Raw genomic sequence first — 21,038 nt, forward strand, 5'->3', positions numbered from 1 at the left:
TAGCAGCGAACTTAGAATTGTCGTTCTATGGAATGGTCCTATTCTGGTCTGTGAGCCCGCACTCGACCCGGCAGCATAGTTCATTCCCCGAGGGGGCTCGTAATCGACATAAGTCATGATGAATAGGGCAAGAATGAAAACACACCGCGCGGTACGTACTGGCATGAGTGTCGAGCAGGAGCAGACGGAACGGACCATCAGGTGTCTGGTGGCGAAAGTCGGACTCGACGGGCACGACCGGGGCGCACACGTCATCGCGCGGGCGCTCCGTGACGCCGGCTTCGAAGTGATCTACTCGGGGCTACACCGAGCACCCGACGAAGTCGTGCAGGCCGCCGTACAGGAGGACGTGGACGTCGTCGGTATCTCCATCCTCTCCGGGGCGCACAACACGCTCGTCCCGAAGATTCTCGACGGGCTGAAGGAGTACGACGCGTTCGACGACCGCCTCATCCTCGTCGGCGGCATCGTTCCGGACGACGACCAGGAGGAACTCCGCGGGCAGGGCGTCGACGAGATCTTCGGCCCGGGCGCGTCGATGGAGGAGATGATCGACTACATCCACGAGAACGCGCCCGAGCGATGAGCGACCTCGTCGCTGACCTGCTCGCGGGCAAGCACAGCGCCCTCGCCAGAGTCATCACACAGATAGAGAACCGCTCGCCGGGGTATCGGGAGATCATCTCCGACCTTCACCAGCACACCGGAACAGCCGACGTTATCGGCGTCACGGGCAGCCCCGGTGCGGGCAAGTCCACGCTGGTCGACAAGGTGGCGGCGACCTACCGCGAGCAGGGCCAGACCGTCGGCGTCATCGCTATCGACCCGTCCTCGCCGTTCTCCGGTGGCGCAGTGCTCGGCGACCGGATACGGATGGCCTCGAACGCGGGCGATATGGACATGTTCTTCCGGTCGATGTCTGCCCGGGGCTCGCTGGGCGGGCTGTCGACGGCGACGACCGACGCCGTGACCGCGCTTGACGCGTTCGGCAAGGACAAGATCATCGTCGAGACGGTCGGCGCTGGCCAGAACGAGGTCGACATCGTCCGCACCGCCGACACCGTCGCCGTACTGGTCCCGCCGGGGAGCGGCGACGACGTACAGATGCTCAAAGCCGGTATCCTCGAAATCGGCGACGTGTTCGTGGTCAACAAGGCCGACCTCGACGGAGCCGACCGGACGGTCCAGCAACTCCGGGAGATGCTGCAGGGGCGGAGCGGACGGCCGAACTCCGGCCATCACGGCCCGACCGAACTCGCCCCCGAACACGGCGACGCGTCCGACGACGACCTCGATGAGGAGGAAGACGAGTCGGAGACGTGGAATCCACCCATCGTTGAGACGGTTGCGAATCGGGGCGACGGCGTCGAGGACTTCCTGGACGCGCTGGCCAACCACGGGGAATATCTGGACCGAACCGGCCGCCGAGAGGGGCAGGCGCGGGAGCGCTTCGCCGCCGAGATTCGAACCCTCCTTCGGGAGGACGCCAACGAACTACTGGTCGACGAACTCGACCGCCGCGGCGGTATCGAGCACTACGTCGATGCCGTCATCGAGCGCGACACCGACCCGTACACCGTCGTCGACGAGGTCCTCGCGCCGCTCCGTGCGTGTCTCGACGAGCGCCGCGACGAGAGCTAACTTCGGAACTGTCGCGTTTGCGGAACCATGTTTGCCCGGGCCGATAGCGACAGTTATCTGACGTTCTTCCAGCATGTATAACACACTCCGGGCCCCAAGATATCAGTATGAGACTCCGCAAGGCGCTCGGGGCGGTCGTTGGTGCGGTCGGCGCGACAGCCGCTGCCAACCGCGTACTGCAGTCGCGGGCCGGCGCGTTCGAACCGATGCTCGACGGGGAACAGGGGACGTACCGCTGGCGCGGGTTCGATATCGCGTACACTGAAGCCGGGGACCCGTCGGACCCGGACCTCGTGTTGTGCCACGGCATCAACGCCGCTGCCAGCAATCACGAGTTCCACACGGTGTTCGACACGCTGGCCGAGGACTACCACGTCATCGCCCCGGACCTGCCGGGATTCGGGCACACCGACCGGCCGCCGTTGCTGTACTCGGCCTCGCTGTACACGGCGTTCGTACGAGATTTCATTGAGGACACCACCACGGACGCGACCGTCGTCGCGTCGTCGCTGACCGGGGCCTACGCCGCCAGCGCGGCACAGGAAGTCGACGTCAAGGAACTCATCCTCATCTGCCCGACAGACAGTTCGATGGGGAGTCGCAACGTCGGACTCCGCTCGCTGCTCCGCGCGCCGGTCATCGGCGAGGCCATCTACAACCTTACCGTCTCGAAACCCTCCATCCGGCACTTCCACGCCGACCACGGCTACTACGACATGGACAATCTCACCGAGGACGTCGTCGACTACGAGTGGCAGAGCGGCCACCAGCCCGGCGCGCGGTTCGCGCCGGCGTCGTTCGTCTCCGGCTTCCTCGACCCGGAGGACGACCTCGGTGAAACACTGGCCAGCCTCGACGTGCCCGTGACGCTGGTGTGGGGTGAGGACGCCGACATCACGCCGCTGTCGAAGGGTCGCGACCTGGCCGAACAGGCGGACGCGATGCTCGTCGTGTTCGGTGACTCGCTGCTCCTGCCCCACGTCGAACACCCCGGTGAGTTCGTCGACGTGGTCCGCGACAGAGTGACTTCGGTAACGGTCGAGAACTGAGTGTTAGCGCGGCCGGAACACGACGGCTCTGTCGCCGGTCGTCACGCGCTCGCCGACGTCGATCCCGACCACGTCGCCGATGGCAACGTCGTCCGGGTCCACGTCGCGGACGAGTCCCGTGACCGAAACCGGTCCGAAGTCGGCGATGGCGGTGACGTAGGGCGCGTCGTCCTCGAACTGCGGCGTCGGGACGGTAATCGTCGTGTGGCTCGCGATTTCGCCGGATTCTGGCAGATCGACCGCCGAGAGTTCCTGGTCGTGACAGCGCGGGCACACCCGTCGGGGCGGCAGCCAGCCGTGGCCGTTCGAACATTCGAGGTAGTAGCCGTCGTCCGATTCGATGCTGTCGAGCCAGTCGTCGTACTCGCCGTCTCGTGCGGATTCAGTCATTCTTGCACCTCCATGACGTGGACGGTCGTAGACGCCACTGTGCCGCCCGCGTTGTGCGCGACGCCGACGGTGCTGTCCGGGACGGCGTCGGCCCGCGGGTGCGACCCGTCGAGGAGCCAGGCAACGGTCGCCAGTTGGGCGACACCGGTCGCGCCGACCGGGTGGCCCTTGGCTTTCAGCCCGCCCGAGAGATTTATCGGGAGGTCGCCGTCACGGGTCGTCTCCCCGTTGCGCGCCGCGGCGATGCCCTCACCGCGCTCGTAGAAGCCCAGCGATTCGATTGCCAGCACTTCCGCGATAGTGAAACAGTCGTGGACTTCGGCGAAGTCGACGTCGTCTGGACCGACGCCGGCGTCCCCATAGGCCTCTTCGGCGGCCTTGTCGGCGGCGGGCGTCTGTGCCAGGTGCGGGCGGTCCTGTAGCGCGAGATTGTCGCCACCCTGCCCGGTCCCCGTGATGGCGACTGGGGCGTCCAGGTCGTGTTCCTCGGCATAGGACTCCGTCGTCAGGACGGCGGCCGCGGCCCCGTCGGTAATCGGACAGGAGTCATAGAGCCCCAGCGGGTCAGCAATCGTCGGGGCCTCCATCGCGTCCTCGACCGTGATTTCCTGCTGAATCTGGGCGTGCTCGTTGACCAGCGCGTGCTCGTGGTTCTTGACGGCGACGTGAGCGAGGTCCTCGTGGGAGCCGCCGTACTGGTCGAAGTACGACCGGGCCATCAGCGCGTACGCCCCGGGGAAGGTCATCCCGGCGCGGACCTCGTAGAGGTCGTCGGCGGCGATAGCGAGCGCGTCCGTCGCCGCCGCCGTCCCGATATTGGTCATCCGTTCCGCGCCGCCGACGACGACGACCTCCGCTTCGCCGTTCCGGATCGTCTTGACGGCTTCACGAACGGCCGTGCCGGCAGATGCACAGGCCGCTTCGACGCGGGTCGCCGGAACGTCCAGGCCAATGGCCTCGGCCATAAGCGGGCCCTGATGGCCCTGGTGTTCCGCGAGCTCTCCCATGAAGTTGCCGTAATAGAGGGCTTCAGCGTCCGCTGGGTCGATTCCGGATTGCGATAGCGCTTCGAGTCCGGCCTCGGCGAACAGGTCTCGGCCGGTTCGCTCGGGGTGTTTCCCGAAATGTGTCACGCTGGCCCCGGCGATACGTGGGTCTGACATTATCTCCCAGTGTGCGCTGACGGCTTAAATGCCTACTGCTCGGATGCTTAATTAGCGCATATTCGGGGCCATAAACGCCTAAAAACGGGGTATGGGTTCTTTATCGAGGTTATCTCCCACGAGGGGTCTATCGCCCAGAAAGGAACTATCTCCGCTTCAGTTCACGATCTCGGCGATACGCTGGGGTTCTCCCGACAGCGCGGGTTCCGGCTCGACCATCTGCAGCACTTCGTGATCGGTCACGTCGGGATACGACTTCTGGATGGCGTCCTCGATGAGGGCCTTTTCGAGGCGGAACTCCGTCCCCTCGTAGACGACGTCTACGCCCTGTTCGTCGAACGACAGTACAGTCATGCCGCGAATTACGCACGGCACGAATAAAAGGATAGTCTCTCGCGCGGCCACACTGATTCAGGTGCTTCGACGGCCGCTCGACGTAACACGCGCTCCGGTCAGTCCGTCAGGATTGTTACGAGTCGCCGTCGCTGCCGACTCGGATGACCTGCAGCAGGGAGTACACCGGGACGCCGCGGATGTCGCCGACGCCGCGCTTGTCAGCCAGCACGACGCAGGCCACGGGGTTGCCGCCCTGTTCGTGGATCGCGTCGATGGTTTCGCCCATCGTCTTGCCGCTGGTGATGGTGTCGTCGACGACGTAGCAGTCGCGGTCCCGGATCTGCGCGAAGTTCCGGGAGAACGAACCGTCGGTTGTCTCGCTCTCGTCGTCGTCCCACTGGTGTTTGGTCGGGGCGTACGTCCCGAGGTCGGTTTCCAGCTCCCGTGCAACGGTCGTCGCAAGCGGTGCGCCGGCCTTCTCGATGCCGATGGTGAGGTCCACGTCGTCGCCTTTCTTCGAGAGCAGGTCCGCCATCGCCGCCCCCGCGTGGTATAGCCGGTTGCTGTCCCGCCCGACGGCGGACCAGTCGACGTGGATATCGTGGGGACCGCCGTCGTCGCTCGTTTCCGGTTCCGTGCCGGTGCCGCTGCGTTCGACAAGCCAACTCGCCGTCTCGCGGGAGACGTTGAGCTCGTCAGCGATCTCGCCCTTAGAGAGGCCACGCTGTGCCAGGTCGGACGCGCTGTCGACGAGGTCGTCGATATTCTTCATACCACCATCTCCGTGTGCGAGGATTTAATAGGCAGTGTTCTTCACTTACCGAAAATTTATTTACAACACCAGTTGTATATTTCCATCGGCTGGGTTTCACTCCCCCTGCCGTCCGGGATCAGGTGGGACCACCGTTGGGTCACCAATGCTCCCCACCATTCCGACCCGGCCGACGTCAACCGTCTCACGGAGCATGGTTGTCCGCGGGACCGCACGCACCAGCGGTCAGGCGGGACTCTCCCGCCGTTCCCGTCCATCGTCTCTCCGAACAGAACCCGGCTAGCGACTCGAATCCCGGACCAGACACCGATTCGGCCGTTCCGTGTAACCCGGTTCAGTTGTCGCTCAGTTCAAAGGTGTAGAGTCGCTGCTCGCAGGTCGGACAGACGAGCGTCTCGTCGGGGTTCTGATGGGGACCCAGATGGCCGCCACAGCACGACACCGACGACGACTCGACCAGTTCGGCGTCACAGACCGGACACCTGTCGAGAAACATCCGGAAGGCTTCCGCGCCAGCGACTCTGAGCCGCTCGTCGTCGAGACGCTCGCCGAGAACATCGTACGCCGCGAGCTCGGCGACGACGACCGGGCGGGGAAGGAGCTGCTTGTGGTCGGAGCCAAGTGCGACCCACTCCGCGTCGTCGGCGTACGGTTCTGTGTAGTCGACTCGCGGGAGCGACGCCTGCAACGCCGTCGAAAGCGAATCGAGCGAGTGGTCGGCCAGTTCGTCCATTCGCTCGTGCCATGCCGTGTCGATGGCCGTCGCGAGAAACAGCCGCTCCCCTTCGACTTCGATAATGCCGGCCGCCGATAGCTCCCGGAGGACGGTTTCCCCGTCCATCTCCACGCCGTCGGCCAGTGATTCGCTTTCCCGGCGAGTCGGGTCTTCCCGGGATGTGTCTCCGTGTGGTCGGCCCCCGTGGAACCACTCGTCCGGGACCGGTGACGCCGCCACCAGCCGCGGGGCAAATTCGGGCGTGTACGGAACCAGATACCCCCGAAGGTAGACTACTGCGACGCCGACAACGGCGACCAGCAGGCTCGCCCGCGGGCGGTTGCGTGCGCGAAGGAACATGACACTGATTCCAACGAGCCCCAGATTCAGGACAGTACACGGCCAGCATCTGTTCTCTCCGGTGTACGACTCGTCGCTGAGGGTTCTGAATGGGTCCATCGGATCTGTTTCCTGCGGTGCGGACTCCCGGCTCATGTTCGGACAACGGTATGCAGTCCCAAAATTCTTTAACAACAGCTGTGGTACGAAGTGTCATGAGTGATTCGCCGGTGACATACACCACGCTCGGGTCGACAGGGCTCGACGTGTCCGAACTCTGTCTCGGAACGATGAACTTCGGGAGCGCGGAGCCCTGGATGCTAAACGACGAGGCCGAGAGCCGCCGGATACTCGAACGGGCGCTCGATCTGGGTATCAACTTCTTCGATACGGCCAACGCCTACTCGAACGGCGAGAGCGAGCGGATTCTGGGCGACGCCGTCGACTCCGCCCGCCGCGGCGAACTGGTGCTTGCTTCGAAGGTGTACTTCGATATGCACGACGGGCCGAACGGGGGCGGGCTCTCGAAGAAACACATCATCGACCAGTGTCACGCGACGCTGGACCGCCTCGGTGTCGACTATCTCGACCTCTATCAGATCCACCGGTGGGACGACGACACGCCCATCGAGGAGACGCTGGACGCGCTGACGTATCTCGTCGACGAGGGGCTGGTCCGCTATATTGGCGCGAGCACGATGGCCAACTGGCGGTTCCAGAAGGCGCTGTACACGGCTGACATCGAGGGGTACGAGCGCTTCGTCTCGATGCAACCGGAGTACAACGCCGTCGACCGCCACGAGGAGGCGAACCTCCTGCCGGTGTGTGAGACGGAGGGGGTCGGCGTCATCCCGTGGTCGCCGCTGGCCGGTGGCTTCCTCGCCGGGAAGTACGAACGCGACGAGGACCTCTCCGAGGGCCGAGCAAGCACGGACGAGTACACGGCAAACCGATTCAGCGACGAGAACTGGGCGGTCCTCGACGAGGTGCGGGCGATTGCCGACGCGAAGGGCGCGACACCGGCCCAGATCAGCCTGGCGTGGCTCTGCCATCAGGAGGTCGTCGACGCGCCGATTATCGGGCCGCGGACGATGGACCATCTGGAGGAGAACGTCGGATCACTCGACGTCGACCTGACCGAGGAGGAGTGCGCCCGAATCGAGGGCCCGAAACAGCCACAGTGGCCGGTCGAGGGCAAGGACTGACCTGTGGACCTCGATAGATAACCATGCACGTTAACTGCGTACTCAGTTTCCCTGTACACACATGGACGACAGCGAACTAACCGATGTCCTCGAAGATGCCGGTCTCTCCCCGTATCAGGCGGAGGCCTACGTGGCGTTGCTGGGGCTGGGGACCGCATCGGCGACCGACATCGCTGACTCCTGTGACGTTCCGGACCCGCGGATCTACGACGTGCTCCGGGACCTGGAGACGAAGGGGTATATCGAGACGTTCCAGCAGGATAGCTTGACCGCCCGCGCCCGCAACCCCGATGTGGTCCTCGAAGATCTGCGGTCCCGGTCGAGCAAGTACCTCGACGCGGCAGAGACGATCGAGGAACGCTGGAACCAGCCCGAGATATCCGACCACGAGGTCAGTATCGTCAAGCGGTTCGAAACGGTCGTCAGCCGAGCCCGGGAGCTCATCGAAACGGCCGAAAACCAGATTCAGGTCGGCGTCGATCCGGAGCAGTTCTACGCGGTTCGTGAGGAACTCATTGCCGCCCACGACCGCGGCGTGAACATCAAACTCAGCATCTGTACGGGTCCTGGCGAGGAAGTACCGCCGCTTTCCGACATCGAAGGGACCTGTACGGAGGCTCGAAACCGTGAGATTCCAGCCCCGTTTTTCGTGCTGGTCGACCGGACCTGGACGTGTTTTGCGCCCCATCACGACTCAGTCAACGAGTACGGCGTCCTCGTCAAGGACCGCACCCACACCTACATCTTCCACTGGTTCTTCCTGACCTGTCTCTGGGAAATCTGGGACACGCTGTACACCGAACGGACGCCGGAAACGCCGACGACGTACGTCGACCTCCGTCACGCGGTCCGGGATATCGAACCGCTGTTGAACGAGGACGCGACTATCGAGGCTGTCATCCAGGGGTACGACACGGAAACGAAAGAGTCGGTCGAGCTGACAGGGCGCGTCACCGACATCGACTACACCGGGAGTAGTATCGGTCGCAAGGACCCCGTCCCACTGGCACAACTGGCCGGTCGAATCAGTGCGACGCTGGTCACCGACGACGGGACGTACGAAGTCGGTGGCTGGGGGGCCGTCATCGAGGAAATCGAAGCGACCGAGGTCACGATTACGAACGTCCATTACGAGTAACGAGCCGCTGTTTTCGCAGGGCCGGTAAACTCTCCCTCAGTTTGCGCGTTTGAGCTCCGCTGTGTGGCAAACAGCTGTTTGACCTATCCGCACGTATATATACTGAAAGATTTATACGGTATTCAACAGTCAATAATATATCACGACTGGGGGCCGAGGCCGACAATTAACAACACCTGTGGTTAATTATGGACAACCTTTAAGGTGTGTCCGGGATAGCTCAGAATAGATATGTCGGACAATGGCACAAGCGGCGAGCGGAACTCGACAGGCGTCTCCCGGCGACGGTTCGTCCGTGCCGCCGGAGCAGCAGGTGTTGTCGGTGGACTGGCAGGCTGTGCTGACTTCGTTGGTGGTGGCGATGGCGGCGACGGGAGTGACGGTGGCTCGACTGACGACGGTAGCAGCGGCGAGACGACGACGGTCCAGTGGGGTTTCGACCCGGTGGCCGTCCAGAACAACGGCGACGCAATCAAGCAGGCACTGCACGACAACGGCCTGTCGGACAACATCGAGATAGAGTTCGTCCCGCGTGACCAGGACACCGGTGCGGCCCGGTCGAACTACAACCGACTGCTCTCGGCCGGCGAGACGAACCCGGACATGTTCCTGATGGACAACGGCTGGACGAACATCTTCATCCAGCGGGGTCAGCTCCAGAACCTCTCGCAGACGCTGCCGGAGGAACTCCTCTCGGACGTGTCGGACAACTACTTCTCGGCGTTCACGGACACGGCCCGGAATCCAAGCACAGGTGACCTGTTCGGCGTCCCGGTGTTCCCGGACTTCCCGACGATGCAGTACCGCAAGGACCTCGTCGAAGAAGCCGGCTACAGCCCCGAAGAGAACAACTGGGCGACCGAGCCGATGACGTGGGAAGAGTGGTCGAACATCGCCGCGGACACCTACGACAACGCCGATGTCGAGTACGGGTTTACCACCCAGTGGGACATCTACGAGGGTACCTCCTGCTGTACGTTCAACGAGGTCATGTCCTCGTGGGGCGGCGCGTACTTCGGCGGCCGCGACAACCTCTTCGGGCCGATCGGCGAGCGGCCGATCACGGTCAACAACGAAGAGGTCATCAACTCCCTCAACATGATGCGGAAGTTCGTCCACGACGAGGAGTTCGACGGGCAGTTCGAGGGGTACGGCGGCGGCTTCACCCCGACCGAAATCCTCGGCTGGAAGGAGGAAGACGCTCGCGCGCCGTTCGTCAACGGCAACGCCGTCTTCCACCGGAACTGGCCCTACTCGCTGGCGCTCGGCGGCCGCAACCCGGAGGAGACCGAGGACCCGGCGCTCGGCGAGAACCTCGGCGCGATGCCGATTCCGTACGCCGTTCCCGAGGGCGAGGCCGCACAGCCCGGTACGGGCGGTACCACGGCCGCCCTCGGTGGCTGGCACATGACGGTCAACCCCAACAGCGAGGACTTAGACGCCGTGACACAGGTCATTCGCGCCGCCATGGAGCCGGACTTCCAGCTCACGCTGCTGTCCGTCCAGGGCTGGCTGCCGCCGCGGCCCGAACTGTTCAACTCCAGCGAGGCCCAGAACGTGCCCGTCGTTGGCCGGTACATGGACACGCTGCAGGTCGCTGGTAACAACACGATGCCGCGCCCGGTGACGGCTGTCTGGAGCGACCAGTCAAGCAAGATCGCACAGCAAACGAACCGCGCAGTCGGTCAGGAGGCCTCTTCGGCCGACGCGATGGCGACGCTAGAGTCCGCACTGGAAGAGACCGAGCAGACCTGAAGCCACGGGCAACCGTTACAAAACTACCCCTGTGATTATTTACCATGACACATTCAAACGACGGACGGAGGTAACCGAATGAGCACAGAAACCGGCCGTGAATCCAGACGTTCGGGGGCACTCGTCAGCGTGATGCGCTGGATGGAGAACCTCAGCGACACGCAGTACGCGTATCTGTTGTTGGTTCCCGTGTTCGTACTTCTGGGTATCGTCGCGCTGTACCCGCTGTTGCGGACCTTCGAGCTGTCGCTGTTCGCGCTCTCGGCGGACTTTTCGAGCACGACTTTCGTCGGCGCTGGGAACTACGTCGAGCTGTTCACCGGCGAGAAGAACCGGTACCTGCCCGGCGGAACGACGTTCCTTCCCGAAGGGCTTGGCATGAGTGCACTGCTGAACAGCGCACTGGTCGTCACGATAATCTTCGCCGTCGTGAGTGTACTGTTCGAGACGCTCATCGGCCTCGGACAGGCGCTCATCCTCGACCAAGACTTCTACGGTCGGCGGTGGATTCGCGCGGCTATCATCATCCCGTGGGCCGTCCCAATCGTCATTCAGGGGATGATCTTCTTCCTGATGTTCAACTCGAACGTCGGGTTCCTGACGCCACCGCTTGCTGACCTCGGACTGCTCGCGCCGACGAACACGCTCAACGACACGGCAAGTGCGACGTTTATCATCATCGTCGCCGACATCTGGAAGACGTCGGCGTTCATGGCCCTGCTCATTCTGGCAGGGCTGCAGAGCATCGACCGGGGCCTGTACGACGTGGCGAAGGTCGCCGGCGCGACGAAGTGGCAGCAGTTCAAGCTCATCACGTTCCCGCTCATTCTACCGACTATCGGCGTCGCCGTGCTGTTCCGGTCCGTGCAGGCGATGCGGGTGTACGGGATCATCGACACGGTGTCGAGCTGTACCGTCGTGCCGTCGCTGTCGTGTATGGTCGTCGCGACGTTCACCACCCGTGAGGGGACGTCCGCAGCCATCGCGTTCGTGACGGCCGCCATCATCGGGACGGTCGTAATGGGACTCATCGTCTGGCAAGGGGAGGACGCGATCTAACATGGCGACGCCAACCGACACCCAGGAGCAGTCGAGCGACGGACCGCTACAGCGCTGGACCCAGAGCGCCATCCAGGACCCGGAAAAAGTGTACCGGGCGCTGTTCTACGCGGCGATGGTGTTTTTCCTGGTGACGACGCTGTTCCCATTCTACTGGCTCATCGTGCTGGCGGTGACCCCCGAAGGGAACCTGCTCTCGGGCAGTTTCCTCCCGACAGTAAACCTCTTCGGCGTCAGCGGGACGTTCCCGCTACCGGTTCCGAAGGGCTTCAACCCGGGCGCGTTCGTCACCGTCTTCGAACAGGTGCCGTTCCACCTGTACATGCTGAACAGCTTCGCGCTGGCGGTCACGACGACGGTCATCGTGCTGTTCGTCGCCAGCCTCGCCGGCTACGTGTTCGGCCGACTTCGGTTCCCCGGCCGCGCACTGCTGATGCTCGGTATTCTGGCGATCAGCTACTTCCCGCCGGCCGCGTTCGTCATCCCGCTGTTTCAGGCGTTCGCCGGCAACGCCCCGATTACAGTGCCGTTCACGTCCATCCCGCTGTTTACCCCGCCACGGATGCTGAACACCCCGGGATCGATGGTGCTGCCGTTCAGTGCGCTGTTCATGCCGCTGTCTATCTTCATCCTGACGACGTTCTACGGCCAGATTCCCGACGGGCTGGAGGACGCCGCACGGGTCGAAGGAACGACGCGACTGGGCGCGCTGTTCCGGGTCATCATGCCGCTGTCTGCGCCGGGCGTGGCGACGGCGGCCGTGCTGACGTTCATCGCCGTCTACAACGAGTACTTCTTCAGCTCGATCATGGCGACCTCGCCGGAGGCGGCCAAGTGGTCGCCTATCGTCGGCGGGATTCTCAGCTACCAGACCCAGTACACCACGCAGTTCAACCTCATGGCGGCCGCGAGTATCGTCGGGGTCCTCCCCGTCGTCATCCTCGTGATTGTCGCACAGGAACGCATCGTCAGCGGACTGACCTCAGGCGCACTCAAGGAGTAACACAATGGCAAGAGTACGACTCGAACACGTAACGAAGCGCTACGACGACCAGGGTGACGTGGTCACCGCGGTCGACGACATGAACCTCGACATCGACCACGGCGAGTTCATCTGTTTCGTCGGCCCGTCCGGCTGCGGGAAGTCGACGACGATGGAGACCATCGCCGGGCTCACCATCCCGACCGAGGGTGAGATATACATCGGCGACCGCGAGGTGACGAACCTCCCGCCGAAGGACCGCGGCATCGCGATGGTGTTCCAGAACATCGCGCTGTTCCCGCACATGGACGTGTACGACAACATCTCCTTCGGCCTACGGCTCCGGGACTACCCGCAAGACGAGATCGACCGCCGGGTCGAGCGGGCCGCGGATATCGTCCAGCTAGAGGGGATGCTCAACCGGATGCCCGAGGAGATGTCCGGTGGACAGCGCCAGCGCGTCGCTATCGCCCGCGCTATCGTGCGCGAGCCCGACGTGTTCCTGATGGACGAGCCGCTGGCGAACCTCGACGCGAAGCTCAAGGTCCATATGCGGACGGAGCTTCAGCGCCTGCACAAGGAACTGGACACGACCATCATCTACGTGACTCACGACCAGGAGGAGGCGATGACACTGTCCGACCGCATCGCCGTCCTCGATTCGGGACAGCTCCAGCAGATCGACCCGCCGCTGACCTGTTACAACGAGCCGGACAACCTCTTCGTCGCCGGGTTCATCGGCTCGCCGTCGATGAACTTCGTCGAGGGGACAGTCACCGAGACCTCACTTGAGACGCCGAACTTCTCCCTCGAATTCAATCCGTCGTCAATCGAGGGCATCGGAGTGGGTGACAGCGTGACACTCGGCATCCGCCCGGAGGACATCTACCCGGGCGAACTCAAGTCAGAGGTCCCCGACCCGTCGGGAATGATTACGGCGACGACCGACATTCTCGAACCGATGGGCGACGAGATATTCGCCTACCTGCTGCTGGGCGACGGCGAAACGTCGATGTCTCAGGAACTGGCGACGAACGACCAGTTGCTGATGAGCATCGACCCTGACTCGGACCTCGAAGAAGACGATGAGATCGGGGTCGTCATCGACCGGCGGAACGTCCACCTGTTCGACTCGGCCACCGGCGACGCGATCGTCCACGACCTCATCCCGTACGAGGCCGAAGGCACTGCATCCAGTAGCGAAGTAGAGTCAGACGACTGAAATGAGTAGCCACCTCGCGATGCTGTACTGGAGCGGGATGCTCGTGCTGTTTTTCTTCTGGTCATACGGGATCGTGTCGTTCATTCTGGACCTGAAGAACAAAATCGTCCCCGGCATCATCCAGTATCGGCGCGGTCGACGCCGTGAGAAGGCAAAGCAGGAACAGGAAGAGGAACGCGAAGAGCGTGAAAAGCAGTTGTATTAACCCGACACCGGGTGCAGCTTTCGAGACACATGACTGAGACCGTTCGGATAGGCATCATCGGACTGGGGAACATCGCGGACATCCACTGTACCAACCTCCGACAACTCGACCAGCCGGTCTCGATAGCGGCGGGCGTCGACGTCGACGCCGATGCGCGCCGCCGGTTCGCTGAGACGTACGACGCGGCGGTGTACGAGGAAGCCGCGGCGATGTTCGAGATGGTGGATGCCGTGCTGGTGACGACGCCGAACAAGTTTCACGAACAGTACGTCGTCACAGCCCTTGAGGCAGGGCTCGACGTGCTCGTCGAGAAGCCGCTGGCCCACACGCTCGAAAGCGCCGAGCGGATCGCCGCGGCCGCCGAAGCGGCCGACGGGTTCTGCATGGTCGGCTTCCACAAGCGGTTCGCCGATCCAGTTCAGACGCTTGTGGGCTACCGCGACGCGGGCGATATGGGCGAGGTGTCTCATATCGAAGCGAACTACATCAGGCGTCGCGGCGTCCCCGGCCGGGGGTCGTGGTTCACGCGCAGCGACGTGGCTGGTGGCGGGTCGCTCATCGATATCGGCGCGCACGCTATCGACCTGGCGCTGCACGTCGCCGACCACCCGGAGGTCGTCGAGGTGTCGGGCGACACCCGCGCTCAGTTCGGCGTCGACGAGGAGTACGCGTACGTCGAGATGTGGGGCGAGGACCACGGTGCAGCCGAGTTCAGCGTCGACGATTCCGCGAGTGCCTTCATTCGCTGTGGGGACGGGACGACGATCTCTCTGGAGGTCGCGTGGGCGACGAACCGGCCGGACAGCCAGGAGTACTACGTCCGCGGGACCGGGGCGGGCGCGAAACTCGACCTCGCAGACCAGTCGCTGACGCTGTTCGAAACCGCCGACACCGGCCGGATGCACCACCGGACGACCGATATCGAGACGCAACGGTCGGACCCACAGCGACGGGAACAGGCGCGGTTCGTCTCCGCAGTCAGAGACGGGACGCCGCCGTCGACGAACACCGTTGAACAGGCGCTTCGCGTCCAGCGTGTGATGGACGGAATCTACCGCTCCAGCGAGACTGGCACGGCCGTCAGTGTCGGTGAGGCAGAACCCTGAAGAAAGACTTAATCCCCAGTGTTCTCACTCTCTGCCTGGCATGAAAGTGATTGGTGTTACGCGGGACGACGACGGCCCACAGCTCTTAGAGCGGGAGCGACCGTCGCCTGACCCGGGCGAGGCACTCGTCCGGACGCTCCGCGTTGGTGTTGACGGCACAGACCACGAAGTCCTGAACGGGTCCCACGGCGGGTTCCCCGACGGGGCGGACCACATGGTTCTCGGACACGAGGCGGTCGGCGTCGTCGAAGAGCCCAATGGCACGGGGCTCGAGGCGGGGCAGGTCGTCGCGCCGACCGTCCGACGGAAACCGAACGGTGAGACGAACGACTACTTCCGCCGGGGCGAGCCTGATATGGCCCCTGACGGCGAGTACACGGAACGCGGCATCGTCGGCGACCACGGCTTCATGGCCGAGTACTTCACCTCGCCGGCGGATTTCCTTGTCCCGGTCCCCGAGTCAGTCGCGGAGCACGGCTTCCTCGTCGAGCCGCTCTCGATCACCGAGAAGGCCAACGAGCACGCGTACGCGACGCGGGAACCGTTCGACTGGCGACCGGAATCCGCCTGCGTGCTGGGCAACGGCTCGCTCGGGCTGTTGACGCTGTGGATGCTCGACCAGGAGTACGACCGGACGTACTGTGTCGGTCGGCGTGACCGACCCGACCCGACGGTCGATATCATCGACGAGATCGGGAGCACGTACGTCGATTCCCGCGAAACGCCGGTGGACGAACTCCCGGAGGCCTACGAGGCGATGGACTACATCTACGAGGCAACCGGGTTCGCCCCGCACGCGTTCCAGACGGTCAAGGCGCTTGACCAGAACGGGGTCGGCGTGTTGCTCGGCATCCCGGAGCCGTGGGAGTTCGAAGTCGACGGTGGCTCGCTACACAACGAGATCGTCCTGCACAACAAGTGTCTCATCGGCACGGTCAACTCACACGTCTCGCACTTCGAGGACGCCGTCGAGACCTTACAGGAGCTTCCGGAGTGGCTACTCGATGACCTGGTCACGACGGTCACCGACCCGGAACACGTCGAGGCGGCCTTCGAGGATGGGGACGACCAGATAAAAGCAGTCGTCGAGTTCGATTCGCTGTAACCCTCGGGCGGGACCGCGCCCGAGCTTTTTGACGCCAGTTTGGTCTGAATATCCTCCCTCTAGACGGGTATCTGTCGGGCATATGTAAGATAGTAGATGTAAGATTGTGAGGTATTTACTCGCATTCGATTAATTTCTTTCTCCACTCAAACCCGAAAAATCGGGGAATATAGATGATATACCGGAATCGGATCGAATGTCAAATGCTGATTTTCGCTATACAGAAGTATTAAGTGCGAATCTTCAATAAGGAATTATGAGGTATTGGTGCAACCATGGCTGATGACAATTCAAACAGACGGTTGACGCGGCGTAACGCTCTTCGGATTGCTGGTGCAGCAGGTGCGGCCTCGCTGGCTGGCTGCGGTGGGAGTGACGGCGGTGACGGCAGCAGCGGCGATGGCAGCAGCGGTGACGGTAGTGACGGCAGCAGTGGTGACGGCAGCAGCGACGGCGGCAGTACTGACAGCGGGACACAGTACAGCACACTTGAAGTGGCCCACTGGTGGGGTGAGGGCGACGGACTGGAAGCAATTCAGTCCGTAATGGATGCGTTCAAGGAGCAACACCCGGACGTCCCGTTCGACGAGAACCTCATCGCCGGCGGTGCGGGTGAGAACCTGCAGGCGAACATCCGGACACGGGTGCAGAACGGCAACCACCCGAGTACGTGGCAAGCCTGGCCCGGAAACAATCTGCTCCCCTTCACCGATGCGAACCTGCTGAAGGACATCGGCGACTCCGTGTGGTCAGAGAACAGCATGGAGGACGCCTACCTTCAGGGCGTCAAGGACGCGGCCCAGCCCGCCGGGAACTACGTGACGGTGCCGCTCAACATCCACCGGATCAACAACCTCTTCTACAACGTCGAGGTCGTCGAGGACGCCGGGGTCGACCCGGCCTCCCTCGAAACGCCGTCTGACCTCGTCGACGCGATGGCGACGGTCAACGATGCCGGCTACACCGGAATGGCACACCAGACCGGGTCGCCGTGGTCCAGCTTCCAGATGTTCGCGACTGTTCTCCTCGGCGAAACGGACGCCGACACCTACAGCGCTATCTTCGTCGACGGTGAGGTCGACGCCAACAGCGACGCGCTCGAGTCGGCAGTCGAGACCACGCAGTCCTATCTCGACTACATCCCGAGCGACGCCGGTTCGATTTCCTGGACCGAGGCCAACAATCAGGTCATCAACGGCGAAGCGGCGTTCCTCCACCAGGGTGACTGGGCGGCCGGAACGTACATCACGAACGACCTGACGTACGGCGAGGAGTGGGACCATGTGACATTCCCGGGAACCGACGGCTACTACGCCCTCAACATGGACTCGTTCCCGTATCCGGTCAACAACCCGTCCCCGGAAGCGACCACGCTGTGGTGCCAGTTCGTCGGGACGACGGAGGCACAGGAGATCTTCAACCCGAAGAAGGGGTCGATTCCGCCGCGGACCGACGTCAACACCGACCCGTTCAACGACTTCTCCAAGGACCAGATAGAGGACTTCCAGAACAGCGAGGCCCAGCCGCCGTCCGTCGCGCACGGTCTGGCCGCACCGCCGGCAGTCAAGTCCTCGCTCGAATCCGCTATCTCATCGCTGAACTCCGGTGCTGCGCCCGCGGACGTCGTCTCCCAGATTTCCAGCGCCTACTAGTAACGCAGCGACAGCACGCAGTTTTTTCGCCGTGGCGACTCGAACGATCGGAGTCACAGGAGTAGGCAGCCGCTGTGACGGGACAACCAACAGTAGCACAGAGTCACATGACTGGTTCTGAAACTGGCTGCTGAATAGAGTGCCGAAGTTCTTAGTACTCGACTCGCAAACGCTCCACTATGTCTAGTGACGACTTGGAAGCATCGCTCGAACAGGTAATTGCGCGGTTCAATCTCGGCGAGTACGAGATTTCAGCCTACCTGGCCGTGTTGCAACACGGTGAGCTGACAGCGTCGGAGATCTCGGAGAACACGGACATTCCACAGCCGCGGGTGTACGATACGGTCCGGAGCCTCAGCGACGTCGGGCTCGTCGAACTCAAGGAGTCCCGGCCGATGAAGGTCCTGGCTATCGATCCTCGGGAAGCCTTCGAGGGGATTCAGGACTCACTCGATGACCTCGTTGACGACCTGTCTTCGCGTTACACCGCGCCCGCTCGGGAGCCGGAAGCCGTCTCCCTCGTCAAATCCCGGCCGACGATACTCCGGTACCTCGAAGACATCATCGAGACGGCCGAGTACGAACTGACGCTGTCGTTGACGCCGGCCCTGTTAGAGCGGTTCGAAGACAGACTCGCAAGCCGGAAGCAGTCCGGCATCGCCATCGAAATTCTCATCTCGCCGGGCGTGGACGCCCCCGACCCGGCACGGTTCGATTACGAATCCATCGCGACCACTGTGAAGGCCCGCCGCGGTATCACGACCCCGGTCGTCGCCGTCGCCGACGGAAACTACTCGATGTACGCCACCCGTGAGAGCGTCCGCGGTGACACGGACCGGTACGGCGTTATCTTCAATCGGTCGGAACTCGGGTTTCTGGTGTCCGGGTTCCTCAACACGGTGCTATGGACGACGGCCGAAACGATTGCCAGCGACGGGGATGGGCTGCCGTTCCCGCGCCGCTACGGGACGATCAGACGCTGTATCTCTGACTTGGTGACATTGGACGGGGAGTTCTACGCGACTATCGAGGGGCGGGACGTGGAAACGGGCGACCACCGGGTCGTCGAGGGCAAAGTGGATCAGGCGTCGTTCAGTTCGAACCGCGAGGTCGCGACGCTGGTCGTTGAGACGGCCGAGGGGCCGGTCGAGGTCGGTGGACAGGTCGCTGCGTTCGAGGACATCGAGGCGTACGAGATCCGGATCGGGATGGACGAACCGCCCGAGAACTGACACTGTCGGCTGTAGCTGTTTCTCACGGTGACCGCCTGACTACTGACGGTCGATACGGAACCGACGGACGGAGTCCGAAGTAAACAGATGCGGCTGGACGAGACGACAGCGGAGACAATGAGCACCGTGGGCGGGCAACCCACGGTGATTGCATGACCCTTCGGGCTGGCGAAGTATGTCAGAGGCACGATATCGCCGGGCCCGAACGTGGCAATTCCACAAGACCAACGTGCTCCATCGCGTTCAGCGGGGACGTGGTCGTACGTGGACAGCAACAGTGTCTGTATCACGAGCGGTAAAAAAGATGGACACATTGACTGCAATAATATCCAATGTCCGGGAGAATAGTACAGCTTCCGGAGAGTATTCCATTACAAATGGAAACTGATATGTACGAAAAATATGAGCTACAGTATATGGGGACAGTATGGGCGTAGAATCAGTTATTCAGTACGTCCGAACGTCGTCCGTCCGGACGGACATCATCGGCTCGCTGTGTCCCGGAGCCAAGGCCACCAACGAACTGCTGTCAGCGGTCACTGCGAGCGAGTCCGCGATATACGATGCGCTCTCGAACCTCGAAGGCCGCGGTCTGGTCACCTCGATGGATGACGGCTGGCGACTCACCGGCACCGGCCGCCTCGTCGCGGATACGATTCACCGCCAGCAACGCCTCGAGGAACTCTTCGCCGTGGCCCCGCAGTACTGGGAGTCCCACGATACATCAGTTCTGCCACAGCCGTTCCGGTGTCGCCTCCCGGAACTCGACGAATACACCGTCATCCGTGGCACGCAGACCGATATCAACCGCCCGGTCCGCGAAGTCGTCACCCGCGTCGAGAGCGTCCAGAACTGCGACGTGGTCTCGCCCGTCTACCACCCGGAGTACGAGGAGGCGATGCCAGATAGCCCCGACTCGAGACTGGTGGTAAGCTGTGCTGTCATCGACGAGATGCTCGGCAAGGAGTCCGTCTCGCTCGATATGAATCGATACGAGGAGACGACCGTTCGTGTCACGGAGGTCCCGTACGCACTCGCCGTCGCCGACGACTGGATGATCTTGACGCTCCCAGAACTCGACGGAGCCTGGCCGTCGGCGAAAATCGTCTCCGAAACGGACAGCGCTATTTCGTGGGCACGGGACCTGTTTGCGCACCTCTGGGCGGTTGCAACCCCGATAAAAACGTATCTCACCGACCGCTGATTTTGGCAAACCTAAACATTCAAGAACCGTGGGTACTGACGGATGAGCAATGGCTATTCAGGGTTCACGGACTGACGAACCGGCCGGCTACACCTTCGACGACCTCGCGGTCGTTATGGGCACGTACAACGAGGAAGAAGCAATCGGCACCGTGCTCGACGACATCGCTGCAGTGACTGACGGGCGCGCCGAAGTCGTCTGTGTCGACGGGTCCAGCGACCGGACACCGGAGATCGCCCGCGAGCACGGTGCTACAGTTATCGAACAGGAACCGCAGGGGTACGGCGTGGCAGTCCGCAAAGCCGTGCTGACACCGGACCGCCCGGTCGTCGTCACGACGGACTGCGACGATACGTATCCGATGGAGCGTCTGCCCGATTTCCTCGCGGAGATAAACGACGGGGCCGACGTCGTCAGCGGTGACCGACTGTACTACGGGGCCGAACAGATGCCGGCGATGAACAAACTGGGGAACGAACTGTTCGCGTTACTCGCGAGCGTGCTCATGGGCAAGCGCGTCCACGACACGACGACTGGAATGCGCGCGTACCGCCGCGAGGTCCTCCAGAAGATCGTCTGGACAGAGAACACCGGGCTCTCAGCCGAACTGCTCATGCGGCCGCTGATGCGTGGCTACGACGTGCGTGAGCGCCCCATCGCGTACGACGAGCGGAAAGGCGAGACGAAACTCGACCCGTTCTCCGGCGGGGCCGCCATCGCGAAATCTATCGTCCGGGTTGCGCTCGAAGAACGGTTCCGGTAACACCG

At 62.9% G+C, this 21,038-nt stretch carries 21 protein-coding genes; 16 read left to right on the forward strand and 5 right to left on the reverse strand.

The genetic code is table 11. The features are described 5' to 3' along the window. Window positions 1-163 precede the first annotated feature (163 nt). The 3 genes from VI234_RS14475 (at window position 164) to VI234_RS14485 (ending at window position 2,690) form a co-directional block, all read left to right on the forward strand. A complete protein-coding gene (locus tag VI234_RS14475) occupies window positions 164-586 on the forward strand; it encodes a cobalamin B12-binding domain-containing protein (protein WP_004592670.1) in 423 nt (140 codons plus the stop codon). Then, a complete protein-coding gene (meaB, locus tag VI234_RS14480) occupies window positions 583-1,641 on the forward strand; it encodes a methylmalonyl Co-A mutase-associated GTPase MeaB (RefSeq protein ID WP_336330413.1) in 1,059 nt (352 codons plus the stop codon). The genes VI234_RS14475 and meaB overlap by 4 nt, the downstream gene beginning before the upstream one ends. Window positions 1,642-1,748: 107 nt before the next feature. Next, window positions 1,749-2,690, forward strand: coding sequence for an alpha/beta fold hydrolase (locus VI234_RS14485; RefSeq protein ID WP_336330414.1), 942 nt, complete (start codon window positions 1,749-1,751; stop codon window positions 2,688-2,690). A gap of 3 nt (window positions 2,691-2,693) precedes the next feature. On the opposite strand, the gene VI234_RS14490 is transcribed toward VI234_RS14485, so the two are convergent. The 5 genes from VI234_RS14490 to VI234_RS14510 all read right to left on the reverse strand — a co-directional run bounded on the left by VI234_RS14490 (window position 2,694) and on the right by VI234_RS14510 (window position 6,561). Beyond that, window positions 2,694-3,080, reverse strand: a complete 387-nt coding sequence (locus VI234_RS14490; RefSeq protein WP_008309108.1) for a Zn-ribbon domain-containing OB-fold protein — start codon at window positions 3,078-3,080, stop codon at window positions 2,694-2,696. Next, a complete protein-coding gene (locus VI234_RS14495; RefSeq protein WP_336330415.1) occupies window positions 3,077-4,243 on the reverse strand; it encodes a thiolase domain-containing protein in 1,167 nt (388 codons plus the stop codon). Before VI234_RS14495 ends, VI234_RS14490 begins: the two co-directional genes overlap by 4 nt. A 156-nt stretch (window positions 4,244-4,399) precedes the next feature. After that, the gene (locus VI234_RS14500; protein WP_008309112.1) at window positions 4,400-4,597 is read right to left on the reverse strand and encodes a DUF5800 family protein; all 198 of its coding nucleotides are present in this window, start codon (window positions 4,595-4,597) and stop codon (window positions 4,400-4,402) included. 115 nt (window positions 4,598-4,712) lie between these two features. Then, window positions 4,713-5,351 (reverse strand): transcriptional regulator GfcR, encoded by a 639-nt coding sequence (gene gfcR, locus VI234_RS14505; protein WP_008309114.1) that lies wholly within the window; start codon window positions 5,349-5,351, stop codon window positions 4,713-4,715. Window positions 5,352-5,685: 334 nt separating this feature from the next. Further along, window positions 5,686-6,561, reverse strand: coding sequence for a hypothetical protein (locus VI234_RS14510; RefSeq protein ID WP_336330416.1), 876 nt, complete (start codon window positions 6,559-6,561; stop codon window positions 5,686-5,688). Between the two features lie 59 nt (window positions 6,562-6,620). Here VI234_RS14510 and VI234_RS14515 point away from each other — a divergent pair, with 59 nt between their 5' ends. The 13 genes from VI234_RS14515 (at window position 6,621) to VI234_RS14575 (ending at window position 21,033) form a co-directional block, all read left to right on the forward strand. Continuing rightward, window positions 6,621-7,610 carry an aldo/keto reductase gene (locus VI234_RS14515; RefSeq protein WP_336330417.1) on the forward strand — a complete coding sequence of 330 codons (990 nt, stop codon included), beginning with the start codon at window positions 6,621-6,623 and terminating at the stop codon, window positions 7,608-7,610. 61 nt (window positions 7,611-7,671) lie between these two features. Further along, on the forward strand, window positions 7,672-8,748 hold the full coding sequence (locus VI234_RS14520; RefSeq protein WP_008309120.1) for a TrmB family transcriptional regulator: 1,077 nt from the start codon (window positions 7,672-7,674) through the stop codon (window positions 8,746-8,748). Window positions 8,749-8,979: 231 nt separating this feature from the next. After that, the gene (locus tag VI234_RS14525; protein ID WP_336330418.1) at window positions 8,980-10,503 is read left to right on the forward strand and encodes an extracellular solute-binding protein; all 1,524 of its coding nucleotides are present in this window, start codon (window positions 8,980-8,982) and stop codon (window positions 10,501-10,503) included. 78 nt (window positions 10,504-10,581) lie between these two features. Continuing rightward, entirely contained in the window at window positions 10,582-11,562 is a 981-nt protein-coding gene (locus VI234_RS14530) for a carbohydrate ABC transporter permease (protein WP_008309124.1), read from the forward strand. Window position 11,563: 1 nt separating this feature from the next. After that, window positions 11,564-12,565: a carbohydrate ABC transporter permease gene (locus VI234_RS14535; protein WP_008309125.1), complete on the forward strand. Its 1,002-nt coding sequence runs from the start codon at window positions 11,564-11,566 to the stop codon at window positions 12,563-12,565. A gap of 4 nt (window positions 12,566-12,569) precedes the next feature. Then, complete coding sequence (locus VI234_RS14540; protein ID WP_008309126.1) at window positions 12,570-13,766, forward strand: ABC transporter ATP-binding protein; 1,197 nt, start codon at window positions 12,570-12,572, stop codon at window positions 13,764-13,766. A 1-nt stretch (window position 13,767) separates the two neighbouring features. Then, window positions 13,768-13,971 (forward strand): hypothetical protein, encoded by a 204-nt coding sequence (locus VI234_RS14545; RefSeq protein ID WP_049942883.1) that lies wholly within the window; start codon window positions 13,768-13,770, stop codon window positions 13,969-13,971. A 29-nt stretch (window positions 13,972-14,000) separates the two neighbouring features. Further along, entirely contained in the window at window positions 14,001-15,077 is a 1,077-nt protein-coding gene (locus VI234_RS14550) for a Gfo/Idh/MocA family protein (RefSeq protein WP_336330419.1), read from the forward strand. A 40-nt stretch (window positions 15,078-15,117) separates the two neighbouring features. Then, window positions 15,118-16,182 carry a glucose 1-dehydrogenase gene (locus VI234_RS14555; RefSeq protein WP_008309129.1) on the forward strand — a complete coding sequence of 355 codons (1,065 nt, stop codon included), beginning with the start codon at window positions 15,118-15,120 and terminating at the stop codon, window positions 16,180-16,182. 275 nt (window positions 16,183-16,457) lie between these two features. Further along, the gene (locus VI234_RS14560; RefSeq protein ID WP_336330420.1) at window positions 16,458-17,834 is read left to right on the forward strand and encodes an ABC transporter substrate-binding protein; all 1,377 of its coding nucleotides are present in this window, start codon (window positions 16,458-16,460) and stop codon (window positions 17,832-17,834) included. Window positions 17,835-18,013: 179 nt separating this feature from the next. Next, window positions 18,014-19,066, forward strand: coding sequence for an HTH-type sugar sensing transcriptional regulator TrmB (trmB, locus tag VI234_RS14565; RefSeq protein WP_008309133.1), 1,053 nt, complete (start codon window positions 18,014-18,016; stop codon window positions 19,064-19,066). Between the two features lie 427 nt (window positions 19,067-19,493). Continuing rightward, window positions 19,494-20,270 (forward strand): helix-turn-helix transcriptional regulator, encoded by a 777-nt coding sequence (locus VI234_RS14570; protein WP_336330421.1) that lies wholly within the window; start codon window positions 19,494-19,496, stop codon window positions 20,268-20,270. Window positions 20,271-20,319: 49 nt separating this feature from the next. Beyond that, window positions 20,320-21,033, forward strand: coding sequence for a dolichyl-phosphate hexose transferase (locus VI234_RS14575; RefSeq protein WP_336330422.1), 714 nt, complete (start codon window positions 20,320-20,322; stop codon window positions 21,031-21,033). Window positions 21,034-21,038 lie beyond the last annotated feature (5 nt).

Origin of the sequence: Haloarcula sp. CGMCC 1.2071, from assembly GCF_037078445.1 — an archaeon.
Lineage (GTDB): Archaea > Halobacteriota > Halobacteria > Halobacteriales > Haloarculaceae > Haloarcula > Haloarcula amylolytica.